We start from the raw sequence: 17,085 nt of genomic DNA on the forward strand, positions 1-17,085 counted from the left end.
ATTAGTCCTGTAGGCGTGCGATCTCTTCACCAAACTCGCGAATGTCTTCAAAACTCCGGTAGACGGAGGCAAAGCGCACGTACGCCACTTTATCGAGCTTTTTCAACTGGTCCATCACCAGATTGCCGATCATCTTACTCGGCACTTCGCGTTCACCGGTTGCGCGAAGTTGCGATTTAATGTGATTCAGCGCCATTTCTACGTCATCGGCGCTGACCGGACGTTTTTCCAGCGCTTTCAACATACCGCTACGCAACTTGTCTTCATTGAAAGGTTCACGCACATCATTGCTTTTCACCACGCGCGGCATCACAAGCTCTGCCACTTCAAAGGTGGTGAAACGCTCATTACAAACCAGACACTGCCGGCGACGGCGAACGGATGAACCTTCACCCACCAGACGAGAATCGATTACTTTGGTATCCACGGCGAAACAGAATGGGCAATGCATACGGGGTCCTGACGTGAGAGTTAACTGAAATCTATTTTACCCTGAACTGGCATGACAACAAAGGCTGACGGATTTTGAGACAATGGATCGATGGCAACGCAGCCGTTGATGGCTACCATTACAGAGATCTTCATTTCCAAGGAAACAGACACAATGACAAGACGTTACCTAAGAACCCTCTTACTGGGAAGCCTTTTTGCCCTCAGTGCCTGCGCCCAGCAAAGCGAAGTCCGTGAGTTACATCAAAGCGTTAGCACGCTGAATAATGAAATGAGTAAGCTGAATAAAGAGACGGTGAAAATCACCCAGCAAAACACGCTGAATGCCAAATCCGGCAGCGGCGTCTATCTGCTGCCGGGCGCGAATACGCCCGCTCGCCTGAACAGCCAAATCGGCATGCTGCGCATGTCGCTGCAAAACATCGCGCCTAATGCCGACGGCACCCGCGTTGTGTTACGCATTCAGGGTGAATCCAACGATCCGTTACCGGCCTTCAGCGGCACGGTCGAGTGGGGCCAAATTCAGGGCACCACGCAAAATTACCAGGAAGTAAATGTACAAAATCAGTTGATTAACGCCCCTGCCAGCACGCTGGCGCCGAGCGATATCGACATTCCGCTGCAATTGAACGGCATTACGCCAGACCAATTAGGTTTTGTACGAATTCACGATATTCAGCCCGCCAACGCGCAGTAAATCCCGAGGGCGGCGCTGTCGCCCTTTCTTTCTCTTTGTAACGTTTTTTCTTTTATTTGCCCTTTCTGTCATCACATTCACCAATTTGCAATCCTGGGAAATGCCAGTACAATCGCCCCGTTTATTACACGCAAACGTGAACGCAATCGATTACCTGTGTGTCAATAATGTGAAACAACACATATTTTTGTGAGCGCGGATACTTATAATAGGCGCGCAGAAATATGAAACATTTAGAAACTGAATGCGTGCTTTCTTTCACTCCCGTCTGGGATCTCTTATCAGTGGCGTAATGATGAAAAAAACAATCCTCGCAGCCGGTGCAGCACTGGCGATTACCGCGTCTTTCACTGCAACCGCAGCAGAAAACAGCAATCCTGAATTTGTTTCCGACTGGTGGCACCAGAGTGTCAACGTCGTTGGCAGCTATCACACCCGTTTCGGACCGACCATTCGCAACGATACCTATCTGGAATACGAAGCGTTCGCTAAAAAAGATTGGTTCGATTTCTATGGTTACCTGGATGCACCGGTATTCTTCGGCGGTAACAGCGGCGCGCAGGGTATCTGGAACCACGGTTCTCCGTTGTTTATGGAAATCGAGCCGCGTTTCTCCATTGATAAACTGACCGGTGCCGACCTGAGCTTCGGCCCGTTCAAAGAGTGGTACTTCGCGAACAACTACATTTACGACATGGGTCGTAACAGTGCGGGTCGTCAGAGCACCTGGTACATGGGTCTGGGTACCGACATCGATACCGGCCTGCCGATGAGCCTGTCTCTGAACGTTTACGCGAAATACCAGTGGCAGAACTATGGCGCGCAGAACGAAAACGACTGGGACGGCTACCGTTTCAAAGTGAAATACTTCGTACCGATCACCTCCCTGTGGGGCGGCAACCTGAGCTATATCGGCTTCACCAACTTTGACTGGGGTTCAGACCTCGGTGATAAAGGCGGTATCGCTAATAACGGCATCAAAACGCGTACCAATGACTCCATCGCCTCGAGCCACATTCTGTCTCTGAGCTACGATCACTGGCACTATTCCGTTGTTGCCCGTTACTGGCATAACGGTGGTCAGTGGAACGATGACGCCAGCCTGAACTTCGGCAGCGGCGACTTCAGCGTCCGCTCTACCGGCTGGGGTGGTTACCTGGTTGCAGGTTACAACTTCTAATCCTGCCTGAATGAAAAATAAAGCCGATCGCCAGATCGGCTTTTTTATTGCCTGCGCCTCCCCTCCATACGCGTGATCGACCCTCTTTGCCAGTCATCGGATCACCCAACCGGTTAAATGAAGCCGGTTAAAAAAGATACGATACGACAGGCAGAGCATCTTCCCCCTTTATAGCCAGAGCCGGTGGCCGCAGTGCCGGCAGTGAGGAACCGATGAATATATTCACGCGTTATATTGCACCGGGGCTGCTGATCGCCTCGGTACTCAGCGGCTGGGCTGGCGTGGCGTTCGCGCAAACGTCACAGCGCACGGAGACTGCGGGCAAAGAACTGACGGCCGGGCAACTGACGGGCGTGAGCCGATTGCTGCAAGAGTATGTGGACAAAGGCAGAATTGCCGGTGGCGTGGTGCAAATTCATCAGGACGGTCGCCCCGTGTTAACGACCGCCGTCGGATGGCGTGACAAGGAAGCCAAAGATCCCATGCGTAACGACACGCTGTTTCGCATCGCGTCGCAAACGAAAGCACTGACCAGCGTCGCGATACTGATGCTAATGGAAGAAGGCAAATTAACCCTCAGCGCTCCGCTCAGCAAATATCTGCCGGGCTGGTCATCTACCACCGTTGCCGTCGAAAAACCGGGCGGCGGCTATGATGTGGTTCCCGCCCACAGGCCGATCACCCTGCACGATCTGCTGACGCACACTTCCGGGGTTTCGTATGGCAACGGCCCGGCCGTCAAAGTCTGGCGGGATGCCGGTTTTCTGGGGTGGTACTGGGGCGATCGTCGTGAAACCATCGCCTCGGCGGTCAGCCGCATGCCCCGGCTACCGATGGCCGGGCAACCGGGAGAACAATGGATATACGGCTACAGCACCGACATTCTGGGTGTGGTTGTCGAGAAGGTGAGCGGCCAAACACTGCAAGCTTTTCTGACAGAGCGCCTGATCCGCCCGCTAGCGCTGAAAGACACCTTCTTTTATGTCCCGGCAAATAAAGCCAACCGCCTTGCCGTGGTGTATTCGGAAACCGCAGAAGGCCGCATTCGCCGCGCGCCCGATCCCGGCGAATGGCGGGATGGAAATTATGTGGGCCAGGGGGAATACATTGACGGCGCGCACCAGGCTTACTCCGGCGGTGCAGGTCTGCTGTCGACAGCCGCAGATTACAGCCGGTTTCTGGAAATGATCCGCCGTGGCGGTGAGTTGGACGGCAAACGCTACCTGCGCCAGCAAACGGTCAAACAGATGGTGAGTAACCAGATCGAGGGCGTGCCGTACCCGCCGGGCATGGGGTTTGGTCTTGGTTTTAACATCCGCACAGATGCCGCGAAAGCGGGCGATCCTGGCGAAACCGGCGAGTTTGCCTGGAGCGGTATTTACCACAGCCTGTACTGGGTGGATCCGCACAACCGAATGACCGTGGTGTATATGGTTCAGCTTCTGCCTGCGGAACACATTGATGATTGGGCCAGGCTGCGCAGTGTCATTTATCAAGCCCTGAAATAACAATGGAAAAGCCCGGCGCACATTCTCTCCGGGCCTTTTTATTCCCTGCGCGGGCAACCCGAAAATCATCTAACAACGGTCAATAATAGTCCGAAAATAGATATTTCTAGTACAGCCACACAACCTTCCCCATCCATTACAAAACTCCATGCTTTAGAATGAGATTTCTACGGGAATTTACTCTAAGGAATAGAGAACCATGTGGGCAGTCGAAATCCAGGGCGTCAATAAAAGTTACTTACTCGGCCAGGTGCGGGTTAACGCACTTCACAATGTCACGCTTAACATTGCGCCCGAACGCTTCGCCGTCTTATCTGGCCAGTCCGGCAGCGGGAAAACCACCTTGCTGAATCTGATTGGCGGTATCGATAAACCCGACAGCGGCCACCTGCGGATCGCCGATTGTGAAATCTCCAGCCTTGATGATGACCAGTGCAGCGCTTTTCGCGCGCGCCAGCTCGGTTTCATCTTTCAGAACTTCAATCTCATTCCGGTTCTGACGGTTCGCGAAAATATCGAAATCCCCCTATTGATGCAACGCCGTAGCGCGATTCAACGCAAACAAGCCACGGATGAAATGCTCGAAAGCGTCGGCCTTATGCATAAAGCGGACTCGCTGCCAAACCAGCTTTCCGGCGGGCAACGCCAGCGTGTGGCCATTGCCAGAGCATTGATCCACCGCCCGGCGCTGATCGTCGCAGACGAACCGACCGCGAATCTCGACAGCAAAACCGGCGCCGCTATTTTGCAGCTTCTGCGGCGCTTGCAGCGGGAATACGCTACGACGGTGGTTTTTTCCTCTCACGATCCGCACGTGATCGCCGAAGCCGATGATTTGTATGTTGTGCATGACGGCCAGGTTACCCGCTCAGGCGCGGTGTAAGGAGCCAACATGCAGATGACGAACACACTGAAACACGCCCTGCGAAACCTGTTGCGCAGCCGTCGCCGCACACTCTCCACGCTTTGCGCCATCGTCGTCGGCGCGGTCGGCATCCTGCTCTTCGCGGGCTATAAACAATCCATCAATTACAACCTGCAAACCACCTTTGTGCGCGAAAGCGGTCACTTGCAAATCCAGCATCGCGATTATCTGCTGCACGGCACCAGCAACCCGGCGCGATACAGCATTTATGATTACCAACGTGTGGTCGATATCATCGCCCGCGATCCGCTACTGAAACCGATGATCGCCGTCGCGACGCCGGTGCTGACATTAACCGGCCTGGCGGGCCATTACGCGGTCGGGACTTCACGCCCGGTGCTGATTTACGGCTCCGAAGCGATGGGTCAGGCGCAGTTGAATCACTGGGATGAATACCAAATCGGCCCGGATCTGGTCGCGCGCAAACCGCTAACGGGTACGCCGCCCGAAGCGGCACTGATTGGCAGCGGTCTGGCGCGCCTGCTGCTGCTGTGCGATTTCGTGAAAGACCAACCCTGCGGCGCCCCTGTTGCGGACGAAAACAACGCCGCCGCCCTACCCGATGATCTTTTGCAGCTTTCACAGCGCGCGCACGATGCACGTTCAACGGCGGACGGCACGCACATTGAGCTGCTGGCGGCATCGGGAAGCGGTGCGCCGAATATCGTGCGCGTCAACGTCAAAGGAACGCAGATCCAACCCGCTCGTGAGCTGGATGACAGCTTTGTCAGCATTCATCTGCGCCAGGCGCAGCAACTGCTTTTCGGCCTGGAGCCGCCCGGCGTGACGGCCATCCTCCTGCAATTGCGCAGCACCGCGCAAATGGCGGCCGCCCGCGCGCGTTTGCAGCAGATCTTCGCGCAGGAGCTGGCAGGAGAACCGCTTACGGTTTACGACTTCGCCGAGCTTCAACCGCTGTATCAACAGGTTTTGGCCATGTTCGACAAAATCTTCACCTTCCTGCTGGCATTAATTCTCGGCATTGCGCTGTTCACCGTCAGCAACACCATGAGCATGGCGGTGATGGAACGCACGGTGGAAATCGGCACGCTGCGCGCAGTAGGGCTTAAACGTGGTGATATTCAGCGGTTGTTCCTCAGCGAAGGCGCGCTCTTGGGTGCCATCGGTTCGTTGCTCGGCGTCATGACCGCGTTGATGTTGGCGTACCTTATCAACCGCGCCGGGCTAAGCTGGCTGCCGCCCGGTGTGACAACACCGCTGCCGATCCGCATTAGCATTTGGGGAGAATGGCGCATCCTGGCAAGCGTGACGAGCGCGCTGCTGCTGGTCACTGTTATCTCGTCATGGTGGCCAGCGCGGCGCGCGGCGAATGTCTCGATCGTTGACGCGCTGCGTTATATCTGACGCATCACCCTAATCAACAAGGAAGAACTCATGCCATTACGGAAAAAACGACGCATGCTTGCTTATCTGGCGACGCTGCTGGTTTTCACTGCGCCAGCCTGGGCTGCGCTTGATGCGCAGCAAATCCTGCAAAAAAGCGATGCGGTGCGCAACCCGGACCGCTCTTTCAGCCTGGTCACTACGCTCATCAGCTACAAAAATGGCAAGCAGCACGAAACCAGCAAACTGGAGCTCTACTCGCGCGTATCGCCAAACGGCGGGCAATTTCGCAGCCTGTTGCGTTTTATCAGCCCACTGCGCGATGCGGGAAAACTGACGCTGAAAAGCGGTCGCGATCTGTGGCTTTATGATCCCGCAAGCCAGGCCAGCGTACCGATTTCACCGCAGCAACGGCTGATGGGGCAAGCCGCCAACGGCGATGTGGTCACGGCAAACTGGGCGGCGGATTATCACGCGAGCCTGATAGCAGAGGAGCGAATCCAGGATGGCGAGCGGCAAATACGCGACTGCTACCACCTGCATCTGGTGGCGCACAACCCGGATGCCGCCTACCCGTCGATGGATTTGTGGGTCGACAAAGCCGATTTCAAAAGCCGCAAAGCAGAGTTCTACGCCGTGAACGGCAGCCTGCTGAAAACCACCTTTTATCGCCGCTACGCCCCGGTGCTCGGCGGCGTTCGCTCGACCGAAGCGGTGATTATTGATGGCGTCAACGCGAACTGGGTCACCGTGCTTCGCCAGGATAATTTTGCCTGGCGCGATGTCCCGGAAGCCTGGTTGCAGCGCGATTATCTGCCCCATTTCCGGGATGCGAAGCCATGAAGAAACGCCTTCCTTTTTGCTGGCTACTTGCCCTGGCTGCACCCGCGATGGCGCAAGACGATGCCACGCTGACGGCACTCGATTTGGCAGACAACGCCGAATTCACCGCCGAACGGGACAAAACGCTAAATATGATGTTCGAGGCGGCCAGCAGCACCGATCAACAAGCCCGTAAAGAACAACGGGCTTCGCTTGATATGCGCTGGGATACCCCGCTCGGGCAACATTGGCGGCTGCTGCTTTCCGATCGCCTCGATAGCCGTTTCAGCCACCGGTTGAGCGAAACGCGTTATATCAACACCCTGCGTGAAGCCGCGCTGAGCTACGCGCTCACGCCGCAGACACTGCTGGATGTTGGGCGTATCAATACCCGCTACGGCGTGGCGATGGGTTATAACCCAACGGATTTTCTCGGGCGCGGCACCGTGCGCTCGGTGACGTCCGCCGATCCGGAAACGTTACGCAATAACCGGCTGGGCAATGCGATGGTGCGGCTGCAACACTTTTGGGATAACGCCGCCGTTACCGCGCTGTGGGCACCTAAAATCCGCAGCGGCACAATGCAGCGCAGCGGCAGCCTGGACTGGCAAGCCAGCAATCCGCGCGAGCGGGTTTTGCTCAGCGCGAGCTACCGTTTTGCTGAGAATTTCAACCCGCAATTCCTGCTGTTCCAGGAGCAACAGCGTTCCCCGCAATTCGGCCTGAATCTCTCGCGCGTGCTGTCACGTTCAACGCTGATTTATGGCGAATGGGCCGGCGGGCGCCAGCCGTTTTCCTGGCAGGAAACGCTGCCGGAAAGCCAGTGGGATGTTGCCTGGCGCAACCGCGCAGCCGTGGGGATCGCCTGGACAGGAGAAAACCATCTGACACTGCGCCTTGAAGGGCATGACAACGGTAGCGCGCAACCGGTGCCAGGTCATCTGGAGCAACACCGCAGTGTGCTGGTGCAGGCGTACTGGAAAGATATTGTCGATCAATACGATCTCAACCTGATTGCTCAACGGGATGTGCAGCAACATCAAAATATGGGGTTCGCCGAGCTTCGCCGTCACTTTGGCGCGGTGGATCTGGCGTTACAGTGGCAAAAGGTTTACCTCGCCACCACACCTGAGCGGCGCTGGCAATTGTCGTTAGATTACTGGTTTTGAAAAAATAACCACCCAACGCTGGCAATGATAATCGCCGGACCAAAAGGAAATGCCTCATTGCGCTTCGCCCGAAACAGCACCAACCCGCTCACCAGGCCCAGCAGTGAGGCAATCAGCATAATATGGAACAGCGCCTGCCAGCCTTGCCAGGCGCCAATCCCGGCGAACAGTTTGATATCCCCCATACCGAGGCCCGCTCGCCCGTTTTGCAAGGCGAAGGCGCGATTTACCAACCACGGCATAAGGAAACCAATTGCGCCGCCGAGCGCAATGTCGTTGAGCGTAGCGAACGTCGGTTGTCGGGCAAACGCACTGAACATCGCCAGCAGAATAAACGGCACGGTTAGCTTGTTGGGTAACAGCAGGTGCTCGTAATCGATAAACAACATGGCGACCATCAAGGTCAGCAACGCGAGATCCAGCAATGTTGGCAACGCTATGCTGTGTTGCCAAACCCACGCGGCAAACAGCAGCGCCATCCCCAGTTCAACGGCGGGGTAACGCAAGCTGATGCGCTGATGACAGCAGCGGCTGCGTCCTTTTAGCCACAGCCAGCCCAGTAGCGGCACGTTGTAACGCGCCTTGATCGGTTGCTGGCAATGGGGGCAAAACGAGGGCGGCCAGCTCAGACTGAGCGCGTCGCCGCGCATCATGCGCGGCAGCCGATAAATCACGACGTTATTAAAACTGCCGAAAATGGCACCCAGCAGCGCGAAAAATAAGACTGTCATTTCACCTTTTCCCGCGCGGCTGAGTCAAAGAGGAACGGCATGCGGAAGGCAGCGGCGCCGAAGGCACATCCGGTGTTTTAAACACCCACTTTTCGTAGCCATCGACGTTTTTAAACTCTTTTATCTCGCTTGGGAAAAGCGCATGGCGCAATGGCGTGCCTTTCCCCTTGCTGAAGACGCCAATCCAGCGGCCCTGTTTGTCATATGCCATACCCCACTGGCGGGAGCCGGTCAGCGGGTCGGTAAACCACAGGCGTAAGTGCCCGACCGCTTTTTTATCGCGCGTGTCGCGCAGTAAGTCGTCAAAACTCAACGGGAAACAGCCGCTTCCGCTTTTCTGATAACGGTGAATCGCGTTACGGATCTGCACGCCGCGAAAGAAGAGTTCCTCTTCCTGCTGCTGGCGATAAACCACCTGCCGCGAGCGGGTATCTTTAACAAGCGACAGCGAGAGCATAGTGAGCATCAACAGCACCCACAGGTAGGTAAATCCGCTCTCGCCCGTGTGGTTAGCGGTCGTCATCATCGTCCTCGTGTAGCGACGGCGCAGTGACGTCAATAATCTGCTGATCCTCATCGCGTTTCACTTCCCAGCTATCACGGCTGTTGCTGACAGGATCTAACGGAATTTCAAAAAGATACCCTTTATCCACCAGCTCATCTAAACGCTCCGGCCCGCTTAAATAGTCATGCCGCCAGGCGGCGATGGCCGTACGAATGGCATTGCGGTTGTGTTCCAGGACCACCACTTTGGCGCGCTCGGTCTGGCCGAAAAAACGCGGTGCGACAAGGGTCATCAGCGTGGCGATAATGGCCATCACCACCAGTAACTCGATTAACGTGAAGCCTTTTTCACCATTGCGCATAGGGGATTCCGTTCAGTCCAGGCTGCGTGCTGCTGGAACTGACGTCCCAGACATCTTTGCCACCGGAAGTGTCGCCGGGCGCCTGCGTAGACGCGCGCAGCCGCCAGGTTTCGTTATTGGGTTTGCCCTCACAATCGCAAAAGGGATCGCGCGGGATCTTGCGCAGCAGGTAAATTTTTTGCCGGTTCGTGGATTTCTTATTCTCCACGCCGTCCACCAGTTGGTTCAGGGAAACCGGCCAGTTCGACATCCCGGTTTCTTTATCGATAATGCCCTCCTCGCTGAGTTGGGCGTAGCGATCCAGCGCGGTGCGGATTTCACGCAGCGCAACGCGTAACTCCTGTTCGTTGCGCTGTTGCTGCTGGCGTTGATAAATCGGGATGGCGGCGCTCGCAAGCGTGGCAAGCAACGCCAGCGAGACCATCATTTCGATAAGCGTAAAACCGGACTGTCGTTCCATCACCGCGACGCAGCCTCCTGAGTCAAAGTTGGCGCGGGCAGTTTGCCGGACGGCGGGAATTTCGCCGGTGGGTTCAGCGGCGGCGGCGCAAATCGCAGCGGCTGGTCACTCTCCGTGCTGGCTGGCGGCAGATAGGCGCTTTCGCCCTGCGCGTCTTCGCTGCCCATCTCGATGGTGTTGATGTGCGTGCCCGGCAAATCAATGCTGCGTTCGATGCTCGGCGTGATCAGCAACACCACTTCGGTACGTTCATGGTCGCTCTCATGGTTGCCAAACAGCTTGCCGAGCAGCGGCAACGCCGCAAGTTTCGGCAACCCGGTCAAGCCATCGCTCTCGCTGTCTTTGATTAACCCGGCCAGCATTTGCGTTTCGCCATTTTGGCTACTCAGCACAGTTGCCGCCTCGCGATTATTGGTGCGGTAATAAGCCACGCCATCTTTCGAGTGTTCAGCGCTGCCGATGGTGCTCAGATTAAATTTCACGTCCATCGAAATGGTGTTATCGACGCTGATATCCGGCGTCACTTCCAGTTTCAGGCCAACATCCTGGTATTCCACCTGTTCCTGGGAAAACCCTTCGGAAATACTGCTGGTCAGCACCGGAATGCGTTCACCGATATCGACGGTGGCCTTTTTATTGTTTTTCACGCGGATGCGCGGGTTCGCCAGTACGCGAGCATGGGAGCGAATTTGTTGCATGCTGGCGCTGAGCCCCTGGCTGGAACCGAGGTTGATAAACATGTTGCTTTTGCGTACGCCGTCCAGCGCGATATTACTGCTGCCTTCTTCGGCGGAATTCAAACCAATACCAATCTGTCCAGGGTAATTAATACCGAGCGATTCAACATCTTTTGCATCCACTTCCAGCACTTCAACCGCCAGCGTCACTTCCGCTTCCGGGCGATCGAGGGTGATTAACAACTGTTCGGCCTTTTCGACACTTTCGCGTGGCCCACGAAAGGTCACGGAGTTGGTGCGTTCATCGACATGAACATCACGGATTTTGATCAAGTTACGCAGCGCCACGTTTAATTCTTTCGCTTTGGCATAGCCGAGAAATACCGTTTTCACGACCGTATCGCGGTACATTTTTTCTTTCTGCAACGTGGCGGGATAAATTAATAAGGTGTTGCTGTTAAGTATTTTCTTGCGCAACTGATTGGAGAGCAGCAGCAAATTAAGCGCGTTCTCGGCGCTGGTATCGTGGGCTATCAGGCTGGTGGTCGCCGTATCCGGCACGTCCTTATCGTAAATAATATTGATGCCGGTTATCTGGCTGATCGCGGCAAACACGTCCTTGAGGTTGTGCTTCGAGAAATTAAAACTCACCGGCTTGCGCAATTCGCGGTTTATTTTTTTCTCCGGCTGGTTCTGCAAGGCAATTTCACGCATCAGATGATCGCGGATTTCCATCGCCTGCGGCCAATTAGGCTCTTCCTCAAGGATCTGCTGGATTTTTTGCAATGCCAGTTCCGGCTCGGTTTTATATTGCGCAACCGCCTCCTGATAAAGTTTATCCAGCACGCGCAGGCTATCTATTTTCTTTAATCCTTGCTGTGCCAGAAAATTACCGGGCTGATAAAGCAGCACGGCGCGCCAGGCATTTGTCGCCGCAATATAGTCATTTTTCGCCGCCGACAGCCGGGCGTTTTTCACATAGTCATTCACCAGTTGGCTGGTAATTAATTGCCGCTGCGTGCGTAACCCGACATCTTGCGGATGTGTTTTAAGATTATTGTCAATGCGGTGTAATTCACCGAGCATGCCTTCAATATTGGCAGCGATATGTCTTTCCGGCTCGATATTCTTCGTGCTTGCACAGCCCGCCAACAGCATTAATGTGCAGACAACCGTCAGGATAGGTTTTTTCATTTTATTGATGACTTTATATTGAGTGAATTAAGGCTGACGCTGTTTTGCACATGCCCCGGTAATGATTCGATAATCACATGATTCTCGGCGATGGCTTGCAGCCGCCAGGCGGGCGTAATTAATCCGCCGGGCCGAACAAACCCTGCTTTATGGCAAGCATCACAGAGTAACCAGTTGCCGGTGCCATCCGTGATCATGATGATTTTCGCGCCTTCGCTTAGCCACAGCCCTGTTGCGCGAAACGGAAATAACGCGCCTTGCACAGACGGCACCGGCGCCGCTTTCACGGCAGTGGAATAGACCGGAAAGAGATCGGCAATGGCCTCCGTCTGCTTATCGGCGACGCGGGATGGCGGGGAAACCCGCGCAGGCTTTTGTGGCTCAGGCGTTGCCGCATTCGTGACAACAACATCGCCCGTTTCATCGCCGGAAAATTGCGCCCACACCGCGAGGCCAATCGTTACCAGCAATAACAACTTCAGATATAACGGCAGTTTCATGATGGCTCCAGACGGGAGGCAAGATTCAGCGTGAGTTGAAGGTTGATCTGCAAATGCGCGCTATCCGGGCTGGCACGGCTAATGGATAAGCGATCCACGCTGAAGATCAGACTTTTGCTCATTGTATTTAACGAACGCGTCAGATTTATCCACTCGCCCTGTAACGGAATCGTCAGCGCCAGTGCGCGTTGCTGATTTTTCCCTTTTTTATTGAACTGATAATGGCTGCCATCAACCTGCAAATGGTTTTGCTGGAAAATATCAAACAGGGTTTTGACCTGCTGATATTCCGTGTCATTAAGAGCACGCTGTAGCGTAAGCGCGTTATTTTCACGCTGCGGAAAAACCGTTAGCGGTTTATTTAATTGCTGGCGCAACCCGGCATTGTCGGCGATAAGTTGGTTATTCTCTGGCGTTAAATAAGCCTGCCAGTAGCCCGCCAATATTATTGGGAATAACGCGGCGAGCAGCGTTTTTCTTCCCGTCTTTTCAATGGCGCAGGCGAGACACCAGCGCAAATAAGGTAATGCTAAAGAACGTCTCATTTATTTACTCAGCGCCGTGGATTATCGGCAAAGATCACCAGCAGTGTGGCGTTCACCGCCCATTTCTGGCTAACACCCTTTGCCGGGGTATGGTTTTGCAATTCAACCTGCGCAGGTATCGCTTCCAGACGCGTACTGAAATCAAGCAGCGCTTCCAGTGACAAGGCTTTGACCTCCAGCCGAACCTGTTTTTTTTCGGGTTCGGCATTCAGATTCATAATCGCCACATCCGGCAGAAGTAATTTCGCAATCGGATTAAGCATCGCCACAACCTGCATTGACGCTTTCGCATCCGGCTGATGTTTTTTCATTCTGGCCGTCAACCCGCGGACAATTTCATCTTGTTGAGCGACCGTCTCAATAAGCTGCTGATGTTGTTCACGCAGAACATTCCGCAACTGATAACTTTTCATACAGGCCAGTAATAAATAAGCAGCCAACGCGGACACCACTAAAATAACCGGCCACGCATAAATTGGCCGGGGGGAATAACATGCGCGCGGCCATCCTTTAAAACGGAGAACGGAAAACATAATTACCCCTTTGGATAACCCTTGTTATTAAGGAAATAGCGCGGAATATGGCTGCCTATTCCCATCAAACGCGCCACCAACGCGAGGTGGAGATTGTCGTCCATGCCGCTTTCATTATTCAGACACCAAACCTGATGCCACTGCCCGTCCTGGCGCGAAGCAAAAATACTCGACTGCGCGCCGCGCAAACAAAACAGCACATTGTCAGGCAATCGCCGCTGCCACGGACGAAGCTGGCTGTGTAACTCAACGTAAATACCGCCCGTGCGCAGTCTCCATTTGCGTGAAACGAGCAATAACGTCTGCCACAACTGCTCATCAATGGCCGCCGCCAGCGCGGTCGAGGCGTATTCAACGGAGATAAAGGCGGTTCTGAATGCCGCGTCTGAGTTGCCAAAGCGCTGTGTTGTTGCAAAGGTTGCGGCAAAGCTACGGAACTCTTCCGGCCCGCTGACGCCTGTTTGCCAGGGAACCGTGAAGTAAGACACCCGGCTGCTATCAAGCCAGAAACTGAGCTTGCCCAACCACGGAATGGCGCTCGCGTGCTGGCCAACCAGGCTGTTAATCGCCGCTTCCAGCGACGCGTCGTCGGTGAATGCTTGCTCGGCGACGATTTGCCCACGGCGGCGCAGCACCAGCCGTTGGTCGTGAATTTCACACTGCATGTCAGGCGGGGAGAGTGATAACACGGTTAATCTCCTGAAAGGTGGTTTTACCGTCCAGCACAGCGCGGATCGCGACGTTATGCAGCGGCACGAACCCTTCTGCCAGGGCGATTTCCCGTAATTGCCGAATCGATCCGCGCGCCTGTAGCGCTTCTTTCATGACATCGCTGAAGGGTAAAACTTCGGCCAGCGCCAACCGCCCGCGATACCCGCTCTGCCGACAGGAGGGGCATCCGCGCCCTTTGCGCCACACGGGCTGAAGATCGCGCAAATCGCTCTGCTGCCACTGGGCAATATCCTGTTCGGTGGGTTCGACGGTTTGCTGGCAGTCCGGGCAAATCCCGCGCACCAAACGCTGGGCGAGCACGCCCCGCAAGGCGGAGAGCAAACTTTCCGGCTCCACATTCATATAAAGAAAACGTTCCAGCACGCTGAACACATCATTGGCGTGCACGGAGGAGAGCACCAGGTGGCCAGTCAACGCCGCCTGCACCGCAATGCCCGCGGTTTCGCTGTCGCGAATTTCCCCCACCAGCACCGTATCCGGGTCGTGGCGCAGCACGGCGCGCAGGCCACGCGCGAAGGTCAGCCCTTTTTTGTCATTCACCGGGATTTGCAGCACATCGTTCAGTTGATACTCCACAGGATCTTCGATGGTGATGATTTTGCTTTCGCCGGTGTTCAACTCGCTGAGGGCGGCATACAGCGTGGTGGATTTACCGCTGCCGGTTGGGCCGGTGACTAACACCATGCCGTGCGGCTGGTGCGTCAACTGGCGAATCTCGCGCAGCGTATGGTCGTCAAACCCGAGGATGTCGAGATCGAGCGAGCTACTGCTCGATTTATCCAGCACGCGCAATACCGCATCTTCGCCATGAATGCCGGGCACGATTGAGACGCGAAAATCGACCGCACGCTGGTGAATAACGGCTTTAAAACGCCCATCCTGCGGGATGCGCCGCTCGGAAATATCCATGCTGCTCAGGACCTTAATTCGCGAAATGATCTGCCCGGAGGCCTGAACGCCGGGACAGTGGCGAATAGCATGAATCACCCCGTCGACACGGTATTTCACGGCCAGGCCATCTGGCACCGCCGAAAGATGGATGTCGCTGGCCCGACTCTGAATGGCGTCGTACAGCGTGGCGTTGACCAGCTTGATGATGGCGTTACTTTCGCTGGCGATATTCGCCGGCGTTATCTCAAGAATGAGCTCATCTTCGCCATCTTCATTCGCTTGCTGTTCAAGCTGATCCAGCGTGCGCTGCTGTCTGGCGAGCGACTGAAGCTGCTCCTGCAACCAGCCGGGAGAGGTAATTGCAAGCGTAATGGGCAGGCGTTGCGCCCACTGGCGTATCGCCAGCGAAAACGGATCGCTCAGCAGCAGCCAGTGTTGATCTTGCCAGCGAACCGGCAGAACGTTCATCGCCAGCGCGTCGTTTAATGAGACATATTGAAAGTCCGTTTCCACCTCGTCACTCTGGGCGTGGGCGAAGACTTTCACCCCCAATTGTGTGGCGATCAAATCCAGCGTGTCAGGCTGCGCGAGAAGCATCTTTTCGAACGCTTCAGCGCGTTGCGCCTCGTCAACGGCGAGAAGATCATCAATTAATACACTCACGTCGCTTTGCGGCATCATCAGGACATACTCCCGGCCATTTCAAAAATGGGCATATAGAGCAGAAAAACCACCAGGCCAACAATGCCGCCCACAATGATCATCAGCAGGGGTTCAAACACCCGGGTAAATGTGTCGATGGCGCGCTCCAGCGCTTCATCGTAAAAAGCGGCAATGCGCTCACACATGCCCGCCAATTCGCCACTTCGCTCCCCGACCTGTAATAAACGCATCGCCACCGGCGTGGTTAAGTGCTGGCTTTCCAGTGATTCCGACACACTTTTTCCCGCCATCACGTGTTCAACCACGGCATTAAGTTGTGAATGGTGGCTGGCAGGCACCACCGATTGCGCGAGGCGCAGCGCGTGAGTGACCGGCACACCGCCTTCAATTAACAGGCCGAGCGTGCGGTAAAAACGGACAAGAATAGTGAGGAACTGCTGCTGGCGAAGTTGCGGAATGGTCATGGCGGCCGCCATCACCTGCTGTTTCACCCATCGCTGTTTGCACAGCACGACAATGGCGGTGAGGGTGGCGATGGTGGCCAGTAAAAGTTCAGGGCCGGATTGTTTGACTAACTGCCCCCACCATAAAATCAGCTCGGCGCTGCGCGTCAGCTTGTTGACGCCCTCGAACACCTGGGAAAAACTGGGCACGATAAAGCCCAGTAAAAAGCAGATGATAAGCCCACCCACTGTCAGGACAATCAGCGGGTAGGTTAATGTCCCGCGAATGCGCTTACGCAGTTGGTCGATGCGTTGTTCGTAAAAATGGTAGCGTTTCAGGGCGTTGGCGAGCTGGCCTGTTTGCTCGGAAGAGGCAACGGTATTGACCAACAACGCGGGAAATACGTCTGGCTGCCCGGCCATCGCTTGCGACAACTGGTTTCCGGCATACAACTTTTCCAGTAGACCTTCGAGCATCTCAAGCGCTTGTTCATCGTTCGAGCAAGCACAGAGCGTTTCAATCGCTTCGGTCACCACCAGGCCGGCGTCCAACAGCGCCATCAATTCCTGAATAAACAGTGTGACGGAGATGCGTTTAACGTGCCGCTGTGTCTGTTGCGTGACACGAAGAACGACATAACCGGCTTGCTGTAATTGGTGGCGAGCATTGACAGGCGTGTCGGCCTGGGTACGGATCTTTTTGCGTTTGCCATTTTCTAAGTATGTGACTTCCCAGGTGTTCATTTTTCCCATGA

19 protein-coding genes are annotated in these 17,085 nt (G+C 55.2%); 7 read left to right on the forward strand and 12 right to left on the reverse strand.

What is annotated here, in order from left to right:
- Position 1: 1 nt before the first annotated feature.
- Complete coding sequence (nrdR, locus tag AAEY27_RS16790; RefSeq protein ID WP_342321901.1) at positions 2-451, reverse strand: transcriptional regulator NrdR; 450 nt, start codon at positions 449-451, stop codon at positions 2-4.
- Positions 452-604: 153 nt separating this feature from the next.
- Here nrdR and AAEY27_RS16795 point away from each other — a divergent pair, with 153 nt between their 5' ends.
- The 7 genes from AAEY27_RS16795 to AAEY27_RS16825 all read left to right on the forward strand — a co-directional run bounded on the left by AAEY27_RS16795 (position 605) and on the right by AAEY27_RS16825 (position 8,095).
- Complete coding sequence (locus AAEY27_RS16795; RefSeq protein WP_342321902.1) at positions 605-1,147, forward strand: DUF3251 domain-containing protein; 543 nt, start codon at positions 605-607, stop codon at positions 1,145-1,147.
- A 295-nt stretch (positions 1,148-1,442) separates the two neighbouring features.
- Entirely contained in the window at positions 1,443-2,327 is an 885-nt protein-coding gene (locus AAEY27_RS16800) for a nucleoside-specific channel-forming protein Tsx (RefSeq protein WP_342325616.1), read from the forward strand.
- Positions 2,328-2,539: 212 nt separating this feature from the next.
- Positions 2,540-3,835, forward strand: a complete 1,296-nt coding sequence (locus AAEY27_RS16805; RefSeq protein ID WP_342321903.1) for a serine hydrolase domain-containing protein — start codon at positions 2,540-2,542, stop codon at positions 3,833-3,835.
- Between the two features lie 199 nt (positions 3,836-4,034).
- Positions 4,035-4,718: an ABC transporter ATP-binding protein gene (locus tag AAEY27_RS16810; protein WP_342321904.1), complete on the forward strand. Its 684-nt coding sequence runs from the start codon at positions 4,035-4,037 to the stop codon at positions 4,716-4,718.
- Between the two features lie 9 nt (positions 4,719-4,727).
- Entirely contained in the window at positions 4,728-6,125 is a 1,398-nt protein-coding gene (locus AAEY27_RS16815) for an ABC transporter permease (protein ID WP_342321905.1), read from the forward strand.
- A gap of 30 nt (positions 6,126-6,155) precedes the next feature.
- Positions 6,156-6,947: an outer membrane lipoprotein-sorting protein gene (locus AAEY27_RS16820; RefSeq protein ID WP_342321906.1), complete on the forward strand. Its 792-nt coding sequence runs from the start codon at positions 6,156-6,158 to the stop codon at positions 6,945-6,947.
- Positions 6,944-8,095: a hypothetical protein gene (locus AAEY27_RS16825; protein WP_342321907.1), complete on the forward strand. Its 1,152-nt coding sequence runs from the start codon at positions 6,944-6,946 to the stop codon at positions 8,093-8,095. The genes AAEY27_RS16820 and AAEY27_RS16825 overlap by 4 nt, the downstream gene beginning before the upstream one ends.
- On the opposite strand, the gene AAEY27_RS16830 is transcribed toward AAEY27_RS16825, so the two are convergent.
- From AAEY27_RS16830 to AAEY27_RS16880, 11 genes are all read right to left on the reverse strand, one after another.
- Complete coding sequence (locus AAEY27_RS16830) at positions 8,083-8,826, reverse strand: prepilin peptidase (RefSeq protein ID WP_342321908.1); 744 nt, start codon at positions 8,824-8,826, stop codon at positions 8,083-8,085. The genes AAEY27_RS16825 and AAEY27_RS16830 overlap by 13 nt on opposite strands.
- Position 8,827: 1 nt before the next feature.
- Complete coding sequence (locus AAEY27_RS16835) at positions 8,828-9,352, reverse strand: hypothetical protein (protein ID WP_342321910.1); 525 nt, start codon at positions 9,350-9,352, stop codon at positions 8,828-8,830.
- Positions 9,336-9,692 (reverse strand): type II secretion system protein, encoded by a 357-nt coding sequence (locus AAEY27_RS16840; protein ID WP_342321911.1) that lies wholly within the window; start codon positions 9,690-9,692, stop codon positions 9,336-9,338. The genes AAEY27_RS16835 and AAEY27_RS16840 overlap by 17 nt, the downstream gene beginning before the upstream one ends.
- Positions 9,679-10,152: a type II secretion system protein gene (locus tag AAEY27_RS16845; RefSeq protein WP_342325617.1), complete on the reverse strand. Its 474-nt coding sequence runs from the start codon at positions 10,150-10,152 to the stop codon at positions 9,679-9,681. Before AAEY27_RS16845 ends, AAEY27_RS16840 begins: the two co-directional genes overlap by 14 nt.
- Positions 10,152-12,023 (reverse strand): secretin N-terminal domain-containing protein, encoded by a 1,872-nt coding sequence (locus tag AAEY27_RS16850; RefSeq protein ID WP_342321912.1) that lies wholly within the window; start codon positions 12,021-12,023, stop codon positions 10,152-10,154. The genes AAEY27_RS16845 and AAEY27_RS16850 overlap by 1 nt, the downstream gene beginning before the upstream one ends.
- Positions 12,020-12,523, reverse strand: a complete 504-nt coding sequence (locus AAEY27_RS16855) for a hypothetical protein (RefSeq protein WP_342321913.1) — start codon at positions 12,521-12,523, stop codon at positions 12,020-12,022. Before AAEY27_RS16855 ends, AAEY27_RS16850 begins: the two co-directional genes overlap by 4 nt.
- The gene (locus AAEY27_RS16860) at positions 12,520-13,068 is read right to left on the reverse strand and encodes a hypothetical protein (protein ID WP_342321914.1); all 549 of its coding nucleotides are present in this window, start codon (positions 13,066-13,068) and stop codon (positions 12,520-12,522) included. The genes AAEY27_RS16855 and AAEY27_RS16860 overlap by 4 nt, the downstream gene beginning before the upstream one ends.
- A gap of 8 nt (positions 13,069-13,076) precedes the next feature.
- Positions 13,077-13,508, reverse strand: a complete 432-nt coding sequence (locus tag AAEY27_RS16865) for a hypothetical protein (RefSeq protein ID WP_342321916.1) — start codon at positions 13,506-13,508, stop codon at positions 13,077-13,079.
- 95 nt (positions 13,509-13,603) lie between these two features.
- Positions 13,604-14,290 carry a hypothetical protein gene (locus AAEY27_RS16870; RefSeq protein WP_342321917.1) on the reverse strand — a complete coding sequence of 229 codons (687 nt, stop codon included), beginning with the start codon at positions 14,288-14,290 and terminating at the stop codon, positions 13,604-13,606.
- Positions 14,268-15,905, reverse strand: coding sequence for a GspE/PulE family protein (locus AAEY27_RS16875; protein WP_342321919.1), 1,638 nt, complete (start codon positions 15,903-15,905; stop codon positions 14,268-14,270). Before AAEY27_RS16875 ends, AAEY27_RS16870 begins: the two co-directional genes overlap by 23 nt.
- The gene (locus tag AAEY27_RS16880; protein WP_342321920.1) at positions 15,905-17,083 is read right to left on the reverse strand and encodes a type II secretion system F family protein; all 1,179 of its coding nucleotides are present in this window, start codon (positions 17,081-17,083) and stop codon (positions 15,905-15,907) included. Before AAEY27_RS16880 ends, AAEY27_RS16875 begins: the two co-directional genes overlap by 1 nt.
- Positions 17,084-17,085: the final 2 nt, after the last annotated feature.

The sequence above is a fragment of the Kosakonia sp. BYX6 genome (assembly GCF_038449125.1).
Classification (GTDB): domain Bacteria; phylum Pseudomonadota; class Gammaproteobacteria; order Enterobacterales; family Enterobacteriaceae; genus Kosakonia; species Kosakonia calanthes.